The organism is Microbacterium sp. MYb62, from assembly GCF_002979475.1.
GTDB lineage: Bacteria > Actinomycetota > Actinomycetes > Actinomycetales > Microbacteriaceae > Microbacterium.
The window spans coordinates 40,985-56,489 of the sequence record NZ_PCOY01000006.1 but is presented as its reverse complement, the minus strand read 5'-3'; the positions used below and the strand labels follow the sequence as shown (position 1 = coordinate 56,489).

General features: G+C 68.4%; 17 protein-coding genes. 7 read left to right on the top strand and 10 right to left on the bottom strand.

Annotated features, from left to right (window positions below; translation table 11 throughout):
* The first annotated feature begins 51 nt into the window (after positions 1-51).
* The 4 genes from CQ042_RS08610 (at position 52) to CQ042_RS08595 (ending at position 4,017) form a co-directional block, all read left to right on the top strand.
* Positions 52-669, top strand: a complete 618-nt coding sequence (locus CQ042_RS08610) for a DedA family protein (RefSeq protein WP_105670069.1) — start codon at positions 52-54, stop codon at positions 667-669.
* Positions 670-674: 5 nt separating this feature from the next.
* On the top strand, positions 675-1,940 hold the full coding sequence (locus CQ042_RS08605) for a sensor histidine kinase (RefSeq protein ID WP_105670068.1): 1,266 nt from the start codon (positions 675-677) through the stop codon (positions 1,938-1,940).
* Positions 1,937-2,608 carry a response regulator transcription factor gene (locus tag CQ042_RS08600; protein ID WP_105670067.1) on the top strand — a complete coding sequence of 224 codons (672 nt, stop codon included), beginning with the start codon at positions 1,937-1,939 and terminating at the stop codon, positions 2,606-2,608. Before CQ042_RS08605 ends, CQ042_RS08600 begins: the two co-directional genes overlap by 4 nt.
* Before the next feature lie 98 nt (positions 2,609-2,706).
* Positions 2,707-4,017 carry an acyltransferase gene (locus tag CQ042_RS08595; RefSeq protein WP_105670066.1) on the top strand — a complete coding sequence of 437 codons (1,311 nt, stop codon included), beginning with the start codon at positions 2,707-2,709 and terminating at the stop codon, positions 4,015-4,017.
* 3 nt (positions 4,018-4,020) lie between these two features.
* Here CQ042_RS08595 and CQ042_RS08590 read toward each other — a convergent pair whose 3' ends face one another.
* Together CQ042_RS08590 and CQ042_RS08585 are read right to left on the bottom strand one after the other, a co-directional pair.
* On the bottom strand, positions 4,021-4,614 hold the full coding sequence (locus CQ042_RS08590; protein ID WP_105670169.1) for an energy-coupling factor transporter transmembrane protein EcfT: 594 nt from the start codon (positions 4,612-4,614) through the stop codon (positions 4,021-4,023).
* Positions 4,611-5,306, bottom strand: coding sequence for an energy-coupling factor ABC transporter ATP-binding protein (locus tag CQ042_RS08585; protein WP_105670065.1), 696 nt, complete (start codon positions 5,304-5,306; stop codon positions 4,611-4,613). Before CQ042_RS08585 ends, CQ042_RS08590 begins: the two co-directional genes overlap by 4 nt.
* A 67-nt stretch (positions 5,307-5,373) precedes the next feature.
* On the opposite strand from CQ042_RS08585, the gene CQ042_RS08580 reads away from it, so the two are divergent.
* Positions 5,374-5,958, top strand: a complete 585-nt coding sequence (locus tag CQ042_RS08580; protein ID WP_105670168.1) for a TetR family transcriptional regulator — start codon at positions 5,374-5,376, stop codon at positions 5,956-5,958.
* Here CQ042_RS08580 and CQ042_RS08575 read toward each other — a convergent pair.
* The 7 genes from CQ042_RS08575 to sufB all read right to left on the bottom strand — a co-directional run bounded on the left by CQ042_RS08575 (position 5,921) and on the right by sufB (position 12,607).
* The gene (locus tag CQ042_RS08575; RefSeq protein ID WP_105670064.1) at positions 5,921-7,291 is read right to left on the bottom strand and encodes an MFS transporter; all 1,371 of its coding nucleotides are present in this window, start codon (positions 7,289-7,291) and stop codon (positions 5,921-5,923) included. The genes CQ042_RS08580 and CQ042_RS08575 overlap by 38 nt on opposite strands.
* Positions 7,288-8,442 carry a MalY/PatB family protein gene (locus CQ042_RS08570; protein ID WP_105670063.1) on the bottom strand — a complete coding sequence of 385 codons (1,155 nt, stop codon included), beginning with the start codon at positions 8,440-8,442 and terminating at the stop codon, positions 7,288-7,290. Before CQ042_RS08570 ends, CQ042_RS08575 begins: the two co-directional genes overlap by 4 nt.
* Positions 8,443-8,535: 93 nt before the next feature.
* Entirely contained in the window at positions 8,536-8,865 is a 330-nt protein-coding gene (locus CQ042_RS08565; protein ID WP_021200756.1) for a metal-sulfur cluster assembly factor, read from the bottom strand.
* Positions 8,866-8,874: 9 nt separating this feature from the next.
* Positions 8,875-9,645 carry a Fe-S cluster assembly ATPase SufC gene (sufC, locus tag CQ042_RS08560; protein ID WP_029261756.1) on the bottom strand — a complete coding sequence of 257 codons (771 nt, stop codon included), beginning with the start codon at positions 9,643-9,645 and terminating at the stop codon, positions 8,875-8,877.
* 3 nt (positions 9,646-9,648) lie between these two features.
* A complete protein-coding gene (locus CQ042_RS08555; protein WP_017830403.1) occupies positions 9,649-9,975 on the bottom strand; it encodes a non-heme iron oxygenase ferredoxin subunit in 327 nt (108 codons plus the stop codon).
* Positions 9,972-11,189 (bottom strand): Fe-S cluster assembly protein SufD, encoded by a 1,218-nt coding sequence (gene sufD / locus CQ042_RS08550; RefSeq protein WP_105670062.1) that lies wholly within the window; start codon positions 11,187-11,189, stop codon positions 9,972-9,974. The genes CQ042_RS08555 and sufD overlap by 4 nt, the downstream gene beginning before the upstream one ends.
* Entirely contained in the window at positions 11,189-12,607 is a 1,419-nt protein-coding gene (sufB, locus tag CQ042_RS08545) for a Fe-S cluster assembly protein SufB (RefSeq protein WP_105670061.1), read from the bottom strand. The genes sufD and sufB overlap by 1 nt, the downstream gene beginning before the upstream one ends.
* A 233-nt stretch (positions 12,608-12,840) precedes the next feature.
* On the opposite strand from sufB, the gene CQ042_RS08540 reads away from it, so the two are divergent.
* Together CQ042_RS08540 and CQ042_RS08535 are read left to right on the top strand one after the other, a co-directional pair.
* Positions 12,841-13,947 (top strand): heme A synthase, encoded by a 1,107-nt coding sequence (locus tag CQ042_RS08540; protein ID WP_105670060.1) that lies wholly within the window; start codon positions 12,841-12,843, stop codon positions 13,945-13,947.
* A 64-nt stretch (positions 13,948-14,011) separates the two neighbouring features.
* Positions 14,012-14,440, top strand: a complete 429-nt coding sequence (locus CQ042_RS08535) for a tetraspanin family protein (RefSeq protein WP_105670059.1) — start codon at positions 14,012-14,014, stop codon at positions 14,438-14,440.
* 74 nt (positions 14,441-14,514) lie between these two features.
* On the opposite strand, the gene CQ042_RS08530 is transcribed toward CQ042_RS08535, so the two are convergent.
* On the bottom strand, positions 14,515-15,420 hold the full coding sequence (locus CQ042_RS08530) for a heme o synthase (protein WP_105670058.1): 906 nt from the start codon (positions 15,418-15,420) through the stop codon (positions 14,515-14,517).
* Positions 15,421-15,505 lie beyond the last annotated feature (85 nt).

Sequence of the window (15,505 nt, the reverse complement as noted above, 5' to 3'; positions counted from 1 at the left end):
CGATACCCCAGAGGGATGCCGGCGCCGCAACCCCCCGCATAACGTGCTCGAGTGGACATCCTCAACGACCTCATCATGCAGGCCACCGCATCGCCCTGGCTGTATCTGGTCCTCTTCGCCGTCACCGTCATCGACGGCTTCTTCCCGCCGGTACCGAGCGAGACCGTGCTCGTCGCCGCGGCGGCCGTGGCCGCATCCACCGGGGAAGGCAACCTGCTGCTCCTGGGTGCCGTCGCGGCGATCGGCGCCGCCATCGGCGACAACATCGCCTTCGTGATCGGCCGGGGGCTCGGCACCACACGCTTCGCGTGGATGCGACGCCCCCGTGTCGCTGCGGCGTTCGGGTACGCCCAGCGCGCACTCGATCAGCGCAGCGCGACGCTCATCCTCGGTGCCCGCTACATCCCCGTCGGACGTGTCGCAGTCAACATGTCCGCCGGTGCACTCGGGTTCCCCTGGCGGCGTTTCCTCCCGCTGAGTCTGATCGCCGGCCTCAGCTGGAGCATCTTCAGCCTCGCGATCGGATTGCTCGCCGGCGCCTGGATCAAGGATCAGCCGCTGCTCAGCGCCGGGCTCGGCATCGTCGTCGCCCTCGTGATCGGCTTCGTGATCGACCGGATCGCCGCGGCCCGTCGCCGCCGCGAGCCGGCCCCGCAGCTGGCAGGATGACAGTCATGGCACGCCGACGAGAGCGCACACCGCGCCGCCAACGGATCAGCCGTCGCGCCGCCGCCTTCGTGGCACTGTGCGCGGCGGTCGTGGCGCTGTACGCCGTCCTCGTCTCCCTCCAGACCGCTCTGTACGGGACACCACTGGCGCTGTCGTTCATCCTCGGTGCCGCGCTGTGCGCCTCCCCGCTGCTCGCGATCACCCGCCCGGCCTGGGCGATCGCCCTCTTCACGGCCGGCGCTCTCACCCTGCCCCTCACCGTCGTGTCGGATCTGGCGATCCAGTCCCCCTGGCCGTGGTCCGTCCCCGCGCTTCTCGTCTTCGTGCTCTTCGTCGGCGTGGTCACCTTCCTGCATGGTGCGCGGCTCGGCGCGTTCGCTCTCCTCCTCGGGGCGATCGTCTCCCTCCTCGCCCCCGTGCTCCGGACCGACATGGTGGCCCTTCCCGAGTCGTCCGCCAGCGCCACGGCCGATCTCATCGTGACGACCGCGGTCGCATCTGCCATGTTCCTCATCGCGGCCCTGGTCGCCGGCCGCGTCAGGGTCGCGGCCGAGCTGACGCGCGAGAAGGAGCACAGCGCGCTCGAAGAGGCCAGACGAGCGCTCGTCGAGGAACGCACCCGGATCGCCAGGGAGTTGCACGATGTCGTCGCGCACAGCATGTCGGTGATCCAGGTCCAGGCGTCGACGGCGCGGTACCGGATCCCTGAACTCAGCGATGCGGCGACCGCCGAGTTCGACGACATCGCCGCGACCGCGCGTGGCTCGCTCACCGAGATGCGGCGCATGCTCGGTGTTCTCCGCACCGAGGATCAGACCGCCGAACTGGCACCTCAGCAGGGCATCGCCGACATCCCCGCTCTCGTCGACAGCATCCGCCGCGCCGGCGTCGAGGTCGGCCTCGCGATCGAGGGCGGCGATGCCGCCGCCTCGGCCTCCCCCGCGGTGCAGATCGCCGCGTTCCGCATCGTCCAGGAAGCCCTGAGCAATGCCGTGCGGCACGCACCGGGTGCCCGGATCGGCGTGCGGCTGCACGCCGAGGCCCGCAGCATCCGCATCCGCGTGCACAACGCCGCACCGCCGCGCAGCTCTGAAGGGCATGGCGGCGGCTACGGTCTGCGGGGGATGCGCGAGCGCGCGGAGATCCTCGGAGGAAGCCTCTCCGCGAGCCCCGCAGACGACGGCGGTTGGGAAGTCGATGCCGTGCTCCCTCTCGATCCGGCCCCCTCCGCCACGCCTGCATCCGCCCCGTTCGACAAGGAGAACCCGTGACGATCACCGTGCTCATCGCCGATGACCAGGCGATGGTGAGAGCGGGGTTCGCCGCGCTCCTCGACGCGCATGACGGCATCCGTGTCACCGGACAGGCGGCGAACGGCGCCGAGGCCGTCGCCCTGTCCGCACGTCTCGACCCCGACGTGATCCTGATGGATGTGCGGATGCCGGAACTCGACGGCATCGAGGCGACGCGTCGGATCCTCGGTCCGTCCTACCCCGCCGCACATGTGCCACGGATCCTGATGCTCACGACGTTCGACATCGACGACTACGTGTACGACGCCCTCGAGGCCGGTGCCAGCGGATTCCTGCTGAAGGACGCATTGCCCGAGGAACTCGTGCACGCCGTGCGGGTCGTCGCGGGCGGGGATGCGCTCCTCGCCCCCAGCGTGACACGACGCATGATCGAGCAGTTCGCCGGTCGCCGGCCGCGCGCGCCGCGTTCGGCGACCGCCCTCGCCGAACTCACCGATCGCGAACGCGAGGTGCTCATCCTGATCGGCAAGGGCAGGTCCAACACCGAGATCGCCGCCGATCTCTTCATCGCCGAGCAGACGGTGAAGACGCACGTCGGGAAGGTGCTCGCGAAGCTGAACCTGCGCGATCGCGTACACGCCGTGATCCTCGCCTACGACACCGGACTGGTCGAGCCCTCGTCCTGACTCACCCCGTCGTAGGGGGTCGGAACGGCACCCGAGGGTGATGTCTCCGCCGCCACCGCGTCCATAGTCTCCTGGGACACCGATCCCGAGGAGGAACCATGGCCATCGTCCAGGCGTCGCACACCGCCGCTCCGGCAGCGCCCCGTCGCGCATCCAGGGACACCGGGATCGACTTCCTCCGGGCGCTGTGCGTCCTGGGCGTCGTGCTCCTGCACGCGATCATGGTCGGCGTCACCGTCACCGACGCCGGTCCTGTCTTCGACAACGCCAGCGACGGCACCGGATGGATCGCACCGCTCAGCTGGCTCCTCCAGGTCATGCCGCTGTTCTTCGTGATCGGAGGATTCTCCGGGCTCCTCGCGTACCGACGGATGCAGCAGCGCGGCGGCACGGCGGTCGGGTTCGTCGCGGGTCGTGTGCATCGACTGCTGCGGCCCGCGGTCTTCACGATCGCGATCGTCGGGGTCGGCCTGGCGCTGCTCACCGTCTTCGGCGTCCCGGCCGAGCTCATCGCGACCGCGGGGTTCCGCTACGGGCAGCCGCTGTGGTTCCTGGGTGTCTTCCTGCTCTGCCAGGCGCTGCTCCCCCTGCTCGCCGCTGCGCACGAGCGAGCGCCGTACCGCACCATCGGGATCCTCGCCCTCGCGGCGCTCGCGGTCGACGTGCTGCGCGCAGCGACCGGCCTCGAGGGGCTCGGATTCCTGAACCTCGCCTTCGTCTGGATGGCACTGCAGCAGCTCGGCTTCTTCCTCGCCGACGGACGGATCGACAGGCTCAGCAGGCGGGTCCGCGCATCCGCGGGCGTCGCCGCGCTTCTCCTGCTCGTCGTGACGTTCGCAACAGGGGTGTACTCCCCCGACCTCATCGCGAACATCAACCCGCCCACCGCAGCGCTGCTCCTCGTGGGCGTCGCCCACACGAGTCTGCTCTCGCTGCACCGCGGACGCCTCGAGCGGTTCAGTCGCCGGCGGAGCGTCGCCGCGTTCACCGACTTCGTGACCGTCCGCACCATGACGATCTACCTGTGGCACATGCCCGTCCTCCTCCTGATGGCCGGCGCCACGGCGGTGTACGCCCTCACCACGGGAGCGGTGCTGCCGGCACTCGACAGCACCGACTGGTGGGCGGCCCGCCCTCTCTGGCTCGCGACCGCTGTGGCACTCACGGCTCTCGTCGCGGTCGCATTCACCCGATTCGAGTCGCACCCCGCGCCACACGCGACGGCATCGCGGCGGCGGCTGGTCGCCGGCGCGCTGAGCGGTCTTCTCGGCGTCGTGCTGCTGCTGGTCCTCGGCACGTCCGTCGCCACCGCGCTCATCGCCGTCGCGCTGCTCCTCACCGCTCTCCGTCTCGCATCTCAGGAGACGAACGCGCCGTCGGCCGCAGCGGGAGTCCTCGTACCGGCCTAGGTCTCAGCCGATGCCCCGCGCCGCCAGAGCGTCGCCCACATCGTCCGCGTGGCGCAGCGCCAGAACGAGCGGCGGCAGGACGCTGCGGACTCCCAGCCGCACGCCGCGGGCCCGCTCCGCTTCCCGCACCTGCTCGGCGAAGCCGGCGATCACCGGGATCGTCGTGAGCGTCAGCGAGATCGCGAGCGCCACAGCCTGCGGATCGAGTCCGAGACGGCGAAGCGGATTCACGAGGCGCTGCAGCACGGCGAGCAGATCGGACATCCGGGTGGTGAGGGTCAGCAGACCCGCCAGGAGGAGCACCGCGACGACCCTACCCGTGTTGATCCACGCGGCTGTGGGCGAGACGAAGATCAACAGGGCGGCGGCGAGCACCAGGACGATCCAGCGCAGACGCCAGATCTCGGCCAGCGGAACGCGGAACGGGAGGCCGTCGACACGGTACAGCCCGAGGACCACGATCAGTGCCACCGCGATACTCACGGGATCGTGAGGATACAGCGAGAGCACGAGGGCGCCGATCGCCAGCATCGCGAGCTTGACCCCGGCGGGAGCTCGATGGAGGACGCCGGTGCCGGGGAGGTACAGGGAGATCATGCGCACGCCCGGCGATACGCGTCGATCACGATCGCCGGCTCCCCCGTGGCGCTCACCCGTCCGTCATCGAACAGCACCGCCGTCGCGCAACGCGCGGCCAGTTCGAGGTCGTGGGTCACCACCACGACCTGCGCCTGCTGCGCGAGGAGCAGGTCGCCGATGCGGCGGGCATTGCGCAGATCGAGAAGCGTCGTCGGCTCGTCCGCCACGATCAGCGCGGGTTCGGTGATGAGCACGGAGGCCAAGGCGAGCATCTGCTTCTGTCCCCCGGACAGACTCGACGCAGGAACGTCCGCATGGTCACCGAGACCGTGGGCCTCCAGAGTCGCCCGCACGAGGGCGGCGGTGTCGAACGGGGACCGACCGCGTAGCGACAGCGCCAGATCTTCCGCCGGCGTCGGCATCAGGATCTGCGCATCGGGGTTGGTGAACACGAACCCGACCTGCCGACGGACCGCTGCGCGGTCGCGCATCGAGTCCCGTCCGTGCACGGACACCGTTCCGCTGCTCGGGGCGACGAGACCGTTCAACAACCGAGCGAACGTCGACTTCCCCGATCCGTTCGCCCCGATGACGGCGATCGTCGGGGCGCTCAGCTCCACGGTGACGTCTCGCAGCACCGGGCGGCCGTCGAATTGCACGGAGACCCTGTCCAGCGCGATCGTCGCCTGTGCGCGCTGCGTGGACACCATGTCGACTCTCGCTCTCGATTCACACCTGAACACCGTTCACCTGAACGTCGTTCACTATAATCGGAGCATGAGCCCAGAGCCCAATCCGGCACGACACGATCGAGACAGCGTCGCCCGGAGTGCGCTCGCCCTTCTCGACGAGGTCGGGCTCGCTGACCTCTCGATGCGCCGCATCGCCGCGCGACTGGACGTTCAGCCCAGCGCACTGTACTGGCACTTCGCGAACAAGCAGGAGCTGCTCGCCGAACTCGCCGACCGGATCACGGCCTCGATCCCCCGCGGGAGCAACGGCGTCCTCGCCGCCGCACGCGGCATCCGCGACGCGCTGTTCTCGTACCGCGACGGCGCGGAACTCGTGCTCAGCACCTACGCCCTCCAGCTCGGCTCTTCGCACGCTCAGGCGGTGCTGACGGAGGCGCTGCGCGCTCAGGGCGCGACGGAAGCCGACGACCGCGGTGCCGCCCTCCTGCATTTCGTGCTCGGACACGCCACCCTCGTGCAGCAGCGCATGCATGCCGACAGCCACGGCGCGCTGCCCGATGCGGGAGAGGCCGATGTCACCGCCGGACTCGACCGGGTCTTCGACCTCGGTGTCGCAGCCCTCGCAGGCGGCCTCAGTACGTCGGCGACTCCGCCGCGTGCCCGAGCCTGAGTCCGGGGACCACGGCGAGCACAGCGAGGACGATGCAGAAGGCGAAGACCACGCCGAATGCGGCGGCCTCTCCCCCGAGGGATGCGACCCCGAGCCCGGCCAGTGCGATCGCGACAGCCGATCCCGTCGCATCCGAGATCGAGAGCGCGGAGGAGTTGAATCCCTGATTCGTCTCGTCCGAGTACGCCAGAGTCAGCACGGTGAGACGCGGATACAGCAGCCCCATCCCCCCTCCGGCGAACGCCCACCCCAGCACGACGACAGCCGCCGAGACATCGAGCACCGCGGCGGCGAGCACGCACAGAAGCGCGATCAGGAGGGAGCTGAGGCTGAGCAGAGTGATGCGGTGGTTGCCCAGCCGCTCGCCGAATCTTCCCTGCAGCGCCGAGGCGCCGGCCCAGGCCAGGGCGGCGAGCATCAGCGCGATGCCCGCCCAGGTCGCGCTGAAATCGAACTTCTTCATCAGCAGGTAGGGGATGTATGCCTCGGCGGCGAAGAACGCTCCCGCGACGATCCCGCGCATCAGCACCACGCTGGGCAGTCCCGTTCCCGCGCGCAGGGTGCGCCGAGGCAGGAGCGGCAGTACGGCGAATCCGATCGCCAGGACGGCCCCGAGAGCGACCGGCCATCCGATCACCGGATCCTCCTCGGCCGAGAATCCGATCACGACGACGAGGACCGCCACGACGATCGCCAGCGCCAGACGGATGAGGAGCGCGCGCGGATCCTGCGGCTCACCGCGGCCGAGGTCCACACCGCGAAGCCGCACGGCGATCATCAGGAATGCCGCGCCGGTGAGGACTGCGACGCCGAGGAACGCCCAACGCCAGTCGAGATACTCGGCCACCGCTCCGGCGAGGAACGGCCCGATCATCGAGGGCACGACCCAGGCCGCGGCGAAGGCTGCGAAGATGCGTCCGTGCAGATGCGGCGGATACAGCCGTGCCACCACGACGTAGAGAGCGACGGTCTGCCCACCCGTACCCAGGCCCTGCACCAGCCGTCCGATCAGGAACTGGTGCATCGTCACCGCGAAGCCCGAGATCAGCAGCCCGATGATGAAGAGGGTCACCGCCACATACAGTGCGCCGCGGGGACCCCGGGCGTCCGACCAGGCGCCGGTGGCGACCATGCCGATCACGCTCGTGGCGAGCGTCCCCGCGAACGCGACGGCGAACAGCGCCTCTCCGTCGAGCGCGTGACTCACGATCGGCATCACGGTGGTCACCGCGAGCGCCTCGATCGCGGCGAGGAAGATCAGCGCGACCGCACCGAGCGTCACCCAGATGCGATGGCGATCCCAGATCGTCGCGGTGTCGGCCGGGGTGGTCATCGGCCCACGAGCGCCGCGATGCGCTCGATGGCCTCGGTCAGGATCTCCGGGCTGGTCCCGAAGTTCAGTCGCACATGACCGGCGCCCTCCGTGCCGAAGGCCGGACCGAAGTGCAGGGCGACCTTGGCATCCCTCAGGATGCGTCGCGCCGGGTTGTCGCCCCACTCCATCGCAGACAGATCGATCCACGCGAGGTACCCGGCATCCGGCATCCGATAACGCGCCCCGGGAAGGTGAGCGGCGAGAAGGTCTTCCAGGAGTACCCGATTCTCATCCAGGGTGCGCAGAAGTCCGTCGAGCCACGGGTCGCTCTCCTCGGAGAAGGCCGCGACCGCGGCGAGCAGACCGAACTGTCCCGTGCGCCACTCGACCTCGACCGGCAGCCCGCGAACGACAGCGCTCGTCTGCTCGTCGGCCGTGACCATGAGGGCACATTTCAGCCCGGCGAGGTTGAACGCCTTGCTGGCGCTCACGATCGCGTAACCCACCCGCTGCGCCGCGTCGCTCACCGCCAGGAACGGGGTGAAGCCGGTCCCCGGCTGAGCGAGCGGCGCATGGATCTCGTCAGAGACGACCGCGACACCGAACTCGTCCGCCAGCTCCGCGAGCGCGGCCAGGCTCTCCCGATCGTGCACCGTTCCGGTCGGATTGTGCGGATTGCAGAGCAGGATCGCGGTCGCACCGTCGTCGAAGGCCGCACGAATCCCGTCGAGATCGAGCTCCCAGCCCGTTCCGGTGTCGCGCAGCGGAACCCGCTCGACCTCGGCGCCCGCTTCGGCGACCAGATCGTAGAACGGCGGATACACCGGAGGTGTGACGACGACCCGTTCACCGGGCTGCGTGACCCGGCGGAGGATCTCGACGATCCCCATGCTCACATCAGCGGTGCTGCGCATGCGGGCAGGATCCGGCTCCCACCCGTAGCGCCGAGCCGCGAACGCCGCGAAGGACTCGGCGAGCGGCGTCCGCGAAGCGACATACCCGGTATCGCCGATCTCCACGGCACGCTGCAGCGCCGATGAGATTGCCTGCGCCAGGGGGAAGTCGGTCTCCGCGACGAACAGCGGCAGGACATCCGCGGGGTACTCCCGCCACTTCTCACTGCTGCGCTCGCGGAGTTCCGCCAGAGGCAGAGCCTTCACCTGAAGCATTCGTTCTCCCGATGTCCTGACACGCGCCAGCGCCGTGTCATCCGATCCGATGCGCGCGTCGAGACCGCCGTGCGGCGGGTCGCCCGTCCGGGGTCAGATCGCGAAGCCGAGGGCGCGCATCATGTCGCGCCCGTCGTCCGTGATCCGCTCCGGACCCCACGGCGGCATCCAGACCCAGTTGATCCGGAAGCGGTCGACGACACTGTCCAGAGCCTGGGCGGTCTGGTCCTCGAGCACGTCGGTGAGCGGGCACCCGGCGCTGGTCAGCGTCATGTGGATGACGAGAGCATCGTTCTCGTCATCCCAGGCGAGGTCGTAGATGAGGCCGAGGTCGACGACGTTGATCCCGAGCTCCGGGTCCATGACGTCTTTGAGCGCCTCGGTGACCGCATCGTACTTCTCGTCCGTGAGGGTCGCTGTCATGCGATCAGCCTACGCCTCGATCGGGGCTGCGGGGTCGAGGAAACGGTCGTATCCCTCGTTCTCGAGCCGGTCTGCGAGCTCAGGGCCACCCTCTTCCACGATCTTGCCCGCGACCACCACGTGGACGAAGTCGGGCCGGATGTAGCGGAGGATGCGCGTGTAGTGCGTGATCAGCAGCACGCCGAGGCCGGTGGACTCCTTCGCGCGGTTGACGCCCTCGGAGACGATCTTCAGCGCGTCGACGTCGAGACCGGAGTCGGTCTCGTCGAGGACCGCGAACTTCGGCTTCAGCACCTCGAGCTGCAGGATCTCGTGGCGCTTCTTCTCGCCGCCGGAGAAGCCCTCGTTGACGTTGCGCTGAGCGAACTTCGGGTCCATGCGCAGGTTCGACATGGCCGCCTTGACGTCCTTGGTCCAGCCGCGGATCGCCGGCGCTTCGCCGTCGAGGGCCGTCTTGGCGGTACGCAGGAAGTTGGTCACCGTGACGCCGGGGATCTCGACCGGGTACTGCATCGCGAGGAAGAGCCCTGCGCGGGCACGCTCGTCGACGGTCATCTCCAGGACGTCCTGGCCGTCGAACGTGATCGAGCCGGAAGTCACCGTGTACTTCGGGTGGCCGGCGATCGTGTACGCCAGGGTCGACTTGCCGGAACCGTTGGGTCCCATGATGGCGTGGGTCTCACCGGTGTTCATGGTGAGGTTGATTCCGTTGAGGATCGGGGTGGTCCCCGCATCGGTCTCGACCGTCACATGCAGGTCGCGGATCTCGAGAACAGACATTCTTCAGACTTCCTTAATAACGGTCGGATCGATGAGCACGTCGTCGCCGTCGATCTGGACGACATAGACCGGGACGGGCTCATATGCGGGGAGATTCTGGGGCTTGCCGGTGAGCAGCGAGAAGGCGGAGCCGTGTGCCCAGCACTCCACCGTGTCGCCCTCGACGAAGCCCTCGGACAGCGAGATGTCGCCGTGGGTGCAGGTGTCGCCGATGGCGTGGATGACTCCCTCGCCGTCTTTGATCACCGTGATGGGCACGCCTCCCGGGTCCACGCGCAAAGGCATGTCCTGCTCGAGGTCGGCGACACCGCAGACACGTTCGGCGGTCATGCACTCACCTCGGCGAGCTCCGCCTCGATCGCCGCCAGCAGCTCGGTCTCGAGGGCGGGGATGCCGAGGCGCTGCACGATGTCGGTGAGGAATCCGAGCACGACGAGCCGTCGCGCCTCTTCCTCGGTGATACCGCGGGCCTGCAGGTAGAAGAGCTGCTCGTCGTCGAAACGACCGGTGGCGCTCGCATGACCGGCGCCGAGGATGTCGCCGGTCTCGATCTCGAGGTTCGGGATCGAGTCGGCGCGAGCGCCTTCGGTCAGGACCAGGTTGCGGTTCGCCTCGTACGAGTCGGTGCCCGTGGCGTCCGCGCCGATCAGCACATCGCCGATCCAGACGCTGTGCGCGCCCGCGCCCTGCAGCGCGCCCTTGTAGAGGACGTCGCCCTTGGTGTGCGGCCCCTTGTGGTGCAGGTAGACCTGGCTTTCGAGGTGCTGCCCGGCATCCGCATAGGACAGGCCGTACAGGTAGCCCTCGGAACCGGCGCCCGTGAGCTCGACGCTCGGGTTCACGCGCACGACGCCTCCGCCGAAGCTGATCACGAAGTGCTTGAGCGTCGCATCCGCACCGACCGTCGCCTGATGGGCGGACGCGTGCACGGCGTCGTCGTCCCAGCGCTGCAGGCTGATGACGGTGAGGCTCGCGCCATCGCGCACGATGATCTCGATGTTCTGCGCGTACTGCGCCGAACCCGAGTGGTCGAGCACGACCGTGCCTCGTGAATGCGGCTGCGCCTCGATGAGGATCTGCCCGAACGCGCGCTTCCCGGCACCGGTGCCCTCGATCGGGACGATGAGCGGCTCGGCGAGCTCGGCTTCCGCCGGCAGCTGGATGTGGAGACCGCGCGGACCGCGCTTCCAGGCCAGAGCGCTCGGGAGATCCTCGGGACGGAAGAACTCGCCGTACGCGCCCTCCTCCCCCTCGGACGGCTCGAGGAACGCCTCGACGGCGTCGAGCCCGTAGGTCACCGCGTCCGCGTCACCCTCCTCGTCGACGAAGAGACCGGTGAGCTTCGCCACGGGAGTGTGCTTCCAGTTGACCTCGCGCCCGGTCGGCGTGCCGAAGTCGGCGGGGTCGAAGGAGTGGGGACGCTCCGAACGGGTCTGCACGGGCACGAAGCCCGCGGCGGCGACCTGCGCCGCCGGGTCGATGTGTGCGCCTTCGGGCGCGTTGGTGTGCTGCGCCTCGGCAGGCGCTGTCGTCGAGGCCGTCACTAGCCGACCGATCCTTCCATGCCCATCTCGATGAGCTTGTTCAGTTCCATCGCGTACTCCATGGGAAGCTCCCGCGCGATCGGCTCGATGAAGCCGCGCACGATCATCGCCATCGCCTCGTCCTCGGGCATGCCGCGGGACTGCAGGTAGAACAGCTGCTCCTCGCTCACCTTCGAGACCGTGGCCTCGTGGCCGAGCTGCACGTCGTCGACACGGATGTCGATCGCCGGGTAGGTGTCGGAGCGGGACTTGGTGTCGACGAGCAGAGCGTCGCAGCGCACCGTGTTGGCGGAGTGGTGTGCCGCGGCATCCACTCGCACCTCACCGCGATAGCCGGCACGTCCGCCGCCTCGCGCGATCGACTTCGAGACGATCGACGACTGCGTGTAGGGCGCCATGTGGATCATCTTGGCACCCGCGTCCTGGTGCTGACCGGGACCGGCGAAGGCGACCGAGAGCGTCTCGCCCTTGGCGTGCTCGCCCATCAGGTAGATCGACGGGTACTTCATCGTCACCTTGGAGCCGATGTTGCCGTCGACCCATTCCATGGTCGCGCCCTCGTAGGCCACGGCACGCTTGGTGACGAGGTTGTAGACGTTGTTCGACCAGTTCTGGATCGTCGTGTACCGCACGCGGGCGTTCTTCTTCACGATGATCTCGACGACGGCCGAGTGCAGGGAGTCCGACTTGTAGATCGGGGCCGTGCAGCCCTCGATGTAGTGGACGTAGCTGTCCTCGTCGGCGATGATCAGCGTCCGCTCGAACTGCCCCATGTTCTCGGTGTTGATGCGGAAGTAGGCCTGCAGCGGGATCTCGACGTGCACGCCCTTGGGGACGTAGACGAACGAGCCGCCCGACCACACGGCCGTGTTCAGCGCGGCGAACTTGTTGTCGCCCGCGGGGATGACGGTGCCGAAGTACTCCTCGAAGAACTCGGGGTGCTCGCGCAGCGCCGTGTCGGTGTCCATGAAGATGACGCCCTGCTGCTCCAGGTCCTCGCGGATCTGGTGGTAGACGACCTCGGACTCGTACTGAGCCGCGACACCGGCGACGAGCCGCTGACGCTCGGCCTCGGGGATGCCGAGGCGCTCGTAGGTCTCGCGGATCTCGGCGGGAAGGTCTTCCCACGTCTGCGCCTGCTTCTCGGTGGAGCGGACGAAGTACTTGATGTTGTCGAAGTCGATCTCGCTGAGGTCTGCACCCCAGGTCGGCATCGGCTTGCGTCCGAAGAGCTGGTATCCCTTGAGGCGGGTCTTCAGCATCCATTCGGGTTCGTTCTTGAGGCCCGAGATCCCACGGACGACGTCTTCGGAGATGCCGCGTTTCGCGATGGCACCCGCAGCATCCGCATCGTGCCAGCCGAATTCGTACACCCCCAGTCCGTCAAGCTCCGGGCGGTCGATCAGCACATCCGACATCCAACACTCTCCTCACAGGTCCCAAACGGTGTCATCCGCCCCGACACACCTGATCCCCGTCGAGTCTGCGGGAGCGGGTGCCGTTGGTGGGCCCTCATCACCGGCGCTTCCATCGCGCCTAAACTGTTGACGATGCTGCAGCGCTGTCAGCGCTCATCGCAACAATCCGATTCTACAGGTTCCGCCTGACAGACGGGCCATGCCCGCCACGTCTCGTGCGGTCCGGAGGACTTATGCCCGAGACGATGATCCCCGCCACCTCGACGACGCGGGCGATCCCCCCGCGCTCCGCGTCCTGGGGACGTGCGTTGACGGTCTTCGCGTGGTTGTCGTTCCTCAGCGAGACGATCATCATCGGCACCGGCGGCGCGGTGCGGCTCACCGGATCCGGCCTCGGGTGCTCGGACTGGCCGCTGTGCACCCCGGACTCCCTCGTGCCGATCCTCGAGGTGCAGGGCATCCACGGGATCATCGAGTTCGGGAACCGCCTGATGACCGGCGTGGTCGGCATCATCGCCCTCGCCGTCGTACTCCTGGTCCTGCACCTCTTCAGCGGGAAGCGCGGCCTCGTCAGCGCGCTCTGGTTCGCGGCCGGCGGCATCGTCGCCGCCGGTATCGCCTACGCGATCGCCGCTCCCTTCCACGTCCCGGCCTTCCCCATCGCCTCCGGCGTGCTCCTCGTCGCGGTCATCGCGGCTGCGGTTCATTCCGTGCGCACGGCACCCGGCAGACGCGACCTCGTCCTGCTCGCGTGGCTCACGCTCATCGGGGTGGTGGCACAGGCCCTCGTCGGCGGCATCACCGTGCTCACCGGGCTCAACCCCTTCATCGTGGGCTTCCACTACACGTCATCGCTGCTGCTGGTGTGCATCACCGCCGCGTTCCTCGTGCGGCTGAAGACCTCCCCCGGTCCGCGCGAACGCGCCGTGCCCGTGTGGTTCGCGGCCGTCACCCATGTGACCGGACTCGCGCTGGCCGTCACGATCGTCTTCGGTGTGCTGACGACCGGATCCGGTCCGCACTCCGGCGACGCCGACGTGCTGCGCCACGGCTTCGATGCGACGGTGCTCGCCCACGTGCACTCGTGGCCGGGATACATCCTGGCGGCGCTGGTGCTGTTCCTGACCGTCTCCGCGTGGGTGCTCCGTCTGGAACCCCGACGCTGGCTCCTGGTGCTGGTGGTCGCGATCCTGGTGCAGGTCGGCGTCGGCGTATGGCAGGCCAGGGAAGGGCTCCCCCCGCTGCTCGTCGGCATCCACATGGTCCTCGCTTCGCTCTCCGCTGCGGCGTACACCGTCGTGGTGCTGCATCTGAAGCGTCCGGTGGCCGCTGCGGACTGACCCGCACAGGCGATCCACAGGCCGCGCATCGCCGACTCATCAGGACGTCGGCCAGTATGCCGGTATGAACAAGTCACTCTCACGAAGCATCGGCTTCTGGCTCCTGCTGGTCGTCTCCCTCGCCGCGACCGCGGTCGGCGGATGGCTGATCTCCGGCCAGATCGCCACGATGACGTCCACGCTGCTCGATGGCACCGCCACGGGCATCGAGGTCTACGTCGGCCAGTCGCTCGTCGTCGTGGGTGCCGGCGTGCTGGCCGCCGGAATCGTCGGCATCCTGCTGACGCTCGGACTCGTCGCCGCGCGCTCGCTCGTCCCCACTCCGGCTCCGGCCGTCGTCGAGGCGATCGACTGGACCACTGAGGCCGAGGAGAACCGCGCACCGGTCGACACCACGCCGGCACCGGTCGCCGAGACCGCACCCGAGTCCGACGTCGTCGCCGACACCGCGGAGAAGGCGGACGACGCCACCCCCTCCGCCACACGCGACTGACCGACAGGACCCGTCGATCGAACGACGAAGCGGCGCCGAGGAATCGGCGCCGCTTCGTCGTTACGAAGAGGTGATCAGAACGGCAGCAACGGGTCGATCGCGACCGCGACGAAGATCAGCGTCAGGTAGGTGATCGAGGCGTGGAACACCCGCATCGGACGCGGTTCCGTCCCGTGGACCGCGCGGTTGTAGAGGCGGTGCGACTCGTAGATGAACCAGCCGCCGAACACGGTGGCGGAGACCGTGTAGACGAGCCCCATGTCCGCGATCGGGACCAGGAGCAGGGAGCACGCGACCGTCGCCCAGGCGTACAGGATCACCTGGAGACCGACCTGCGAGGCGTTGCGGGTGACCCCGAGCATCGGCACGTCGACATCCTCGTAGTCGTCCTTGTACTTCATCGACAGCGGCCAGTAATGCGGCGGCGTCCAGAGGAAGACCAGGAGGAAGAGGATGAAGGCCGGCCAGTCGAGCGAGCCGGTGACCGCGGACCAGCCGATGAGCACGGGGAAGCAGCCAGCGATGCCGCCCCAGATGATGTTCTGCTCGGTGCGGCGCTTGAGGATCATCGTGTAGATCACGACGTAGAAGAAGATGGCCGTCGCCGAGAGGGTCGCTGTGAGCCAGTTCGTCGTGACGAGCAGCCACGCGGTCGAGGCGATCGCCAGTGTCCACGAGAAGATGAGCGCGCCGCGCGCGCTGACCTCGCCGGTGACCAGCGGACGGTTCTCGGTGCGGTGCATGTGCGCATCGATGTCACGATCGAGGTACATGTTGAACGAGGCGGCGGAACCGGCGCTCAGAGAGCCGCCGATGACGGTGGCGAGCACGAGCCACAGGTTCGGCAACCCGCCCTGTGCCAGGAACATCACCGGCACCGTCGACACGAGCAGCAGCTCGAGGACACGGGGCTTGGTGAGGGTGACGTAGGCCTTCACCGTGCGACCGACCGACGACTTCCTCACGGTCTGATCAGACATCGTCGAGATATCGATCGCCTCCTCCGCACATGTGACCGGACAACCTCTCCAGTGTATGACACGGGATGACGTCATCCGGCTCGCG

Bases quoted from the DNA above. Each gene is read 5' to 3' on its own strand.
- CQ042_RS08605 (WP_105670068.1), top strand. From the start codon at position 675: ATGGCACGCCGACGAGAGCGCACACCGCGCCGCCAACGGATCAGCCGT.
- CQ042_RS08595 (WP_105670066.1), top strand. From the start codon at position 2,707: ATGGCCATCGTCCAGGCGTCGCACACCGCCGCTCCGGCAGCGCCCCGT.
- CQ042_RS08590 (WP_105670169.1), bottom strand. From the start codon at position 4,614: ATGATCTCCCTGTACCTCCCCGGCACCGGCGTCCTCCATCGAGCTCCC.
- CQ042_RS08585 (WP_105670065.1), bottom strand. From the start codon at position 5,306: ATGGTGTCCACGCAGCGCGCACAGGCGACGATCGCGCTGGACAGGGTC.
- CQ042_RS08580 (WP_105670168.1), top strand. From the start codon at position 5,374: ATGAGCCCAGAGCCCAATCCGGCACGACACGATCGAGACAGCGTCGCC.
- CQ042_RS08575 (WP_105670064.1), bottom strand. From the start codon at position 7,291: ATGACCACCCCGGCCGACACCGCGACGATCTGGGATCGCCATCGCATC.
- CQ042_RS08570 (WP_105670063.1), bottom strand. From the start codon at position 8,442: ATGCTTCAGGTGAAGGCTCTGCCTCTGGCGGAACTCCGCGAGCGCAGC.
- CQ042_RS08565 (WP_021200756.1), bottom strand. From the start codon at position 8,865: ATGACAGCGACCCTCACGGACGAGAAGTACGATGCGGTCACCGAGGCG.
- sufC (WP_029261756.1), bottom strand. From the start codon at position 9,645: ATGTCTGTTCTCGAGATCCGCGACCTGCATGTGACGGTCGAGACCGAT.
- CQ042_RS08555 (WP_017830403.1), bottom strand. From the start codon at position 9,975: ATGACCGCCGAACGTGTCTGCGGTGTCGCCGACCTCGAGCAGGACATG.
- sufB (WP_105670061.1), bottom strand. From the start codon at position 12,607: ATGTCGGATGTGCTGATCGACCGCCCGGAGCTTGACGGACTGGGGGTG.
- CQ042_RS08540 (WP_105670060.1), top strand. From the start codon at position 12,841: ATGCCCGAGACGATGATCCCCGCCACCTCGACGACGCGGGCGATCCCC.
- CQ042_RS08535 (WP_105670059.1), top strand. From the start codon at position 14,012: ATGAACAAGTCACTCTCACGAAGCATCGGCTTCTGGCTCCTGCTGGTC.
- CQ042_RS08530 (WP_105670058.1), bottom strand. From the start codon at position 15,420: ATGTCTGATCAGACCGTGAGGAAGTCGTCGGTCGGTCGCACGGTGAAG.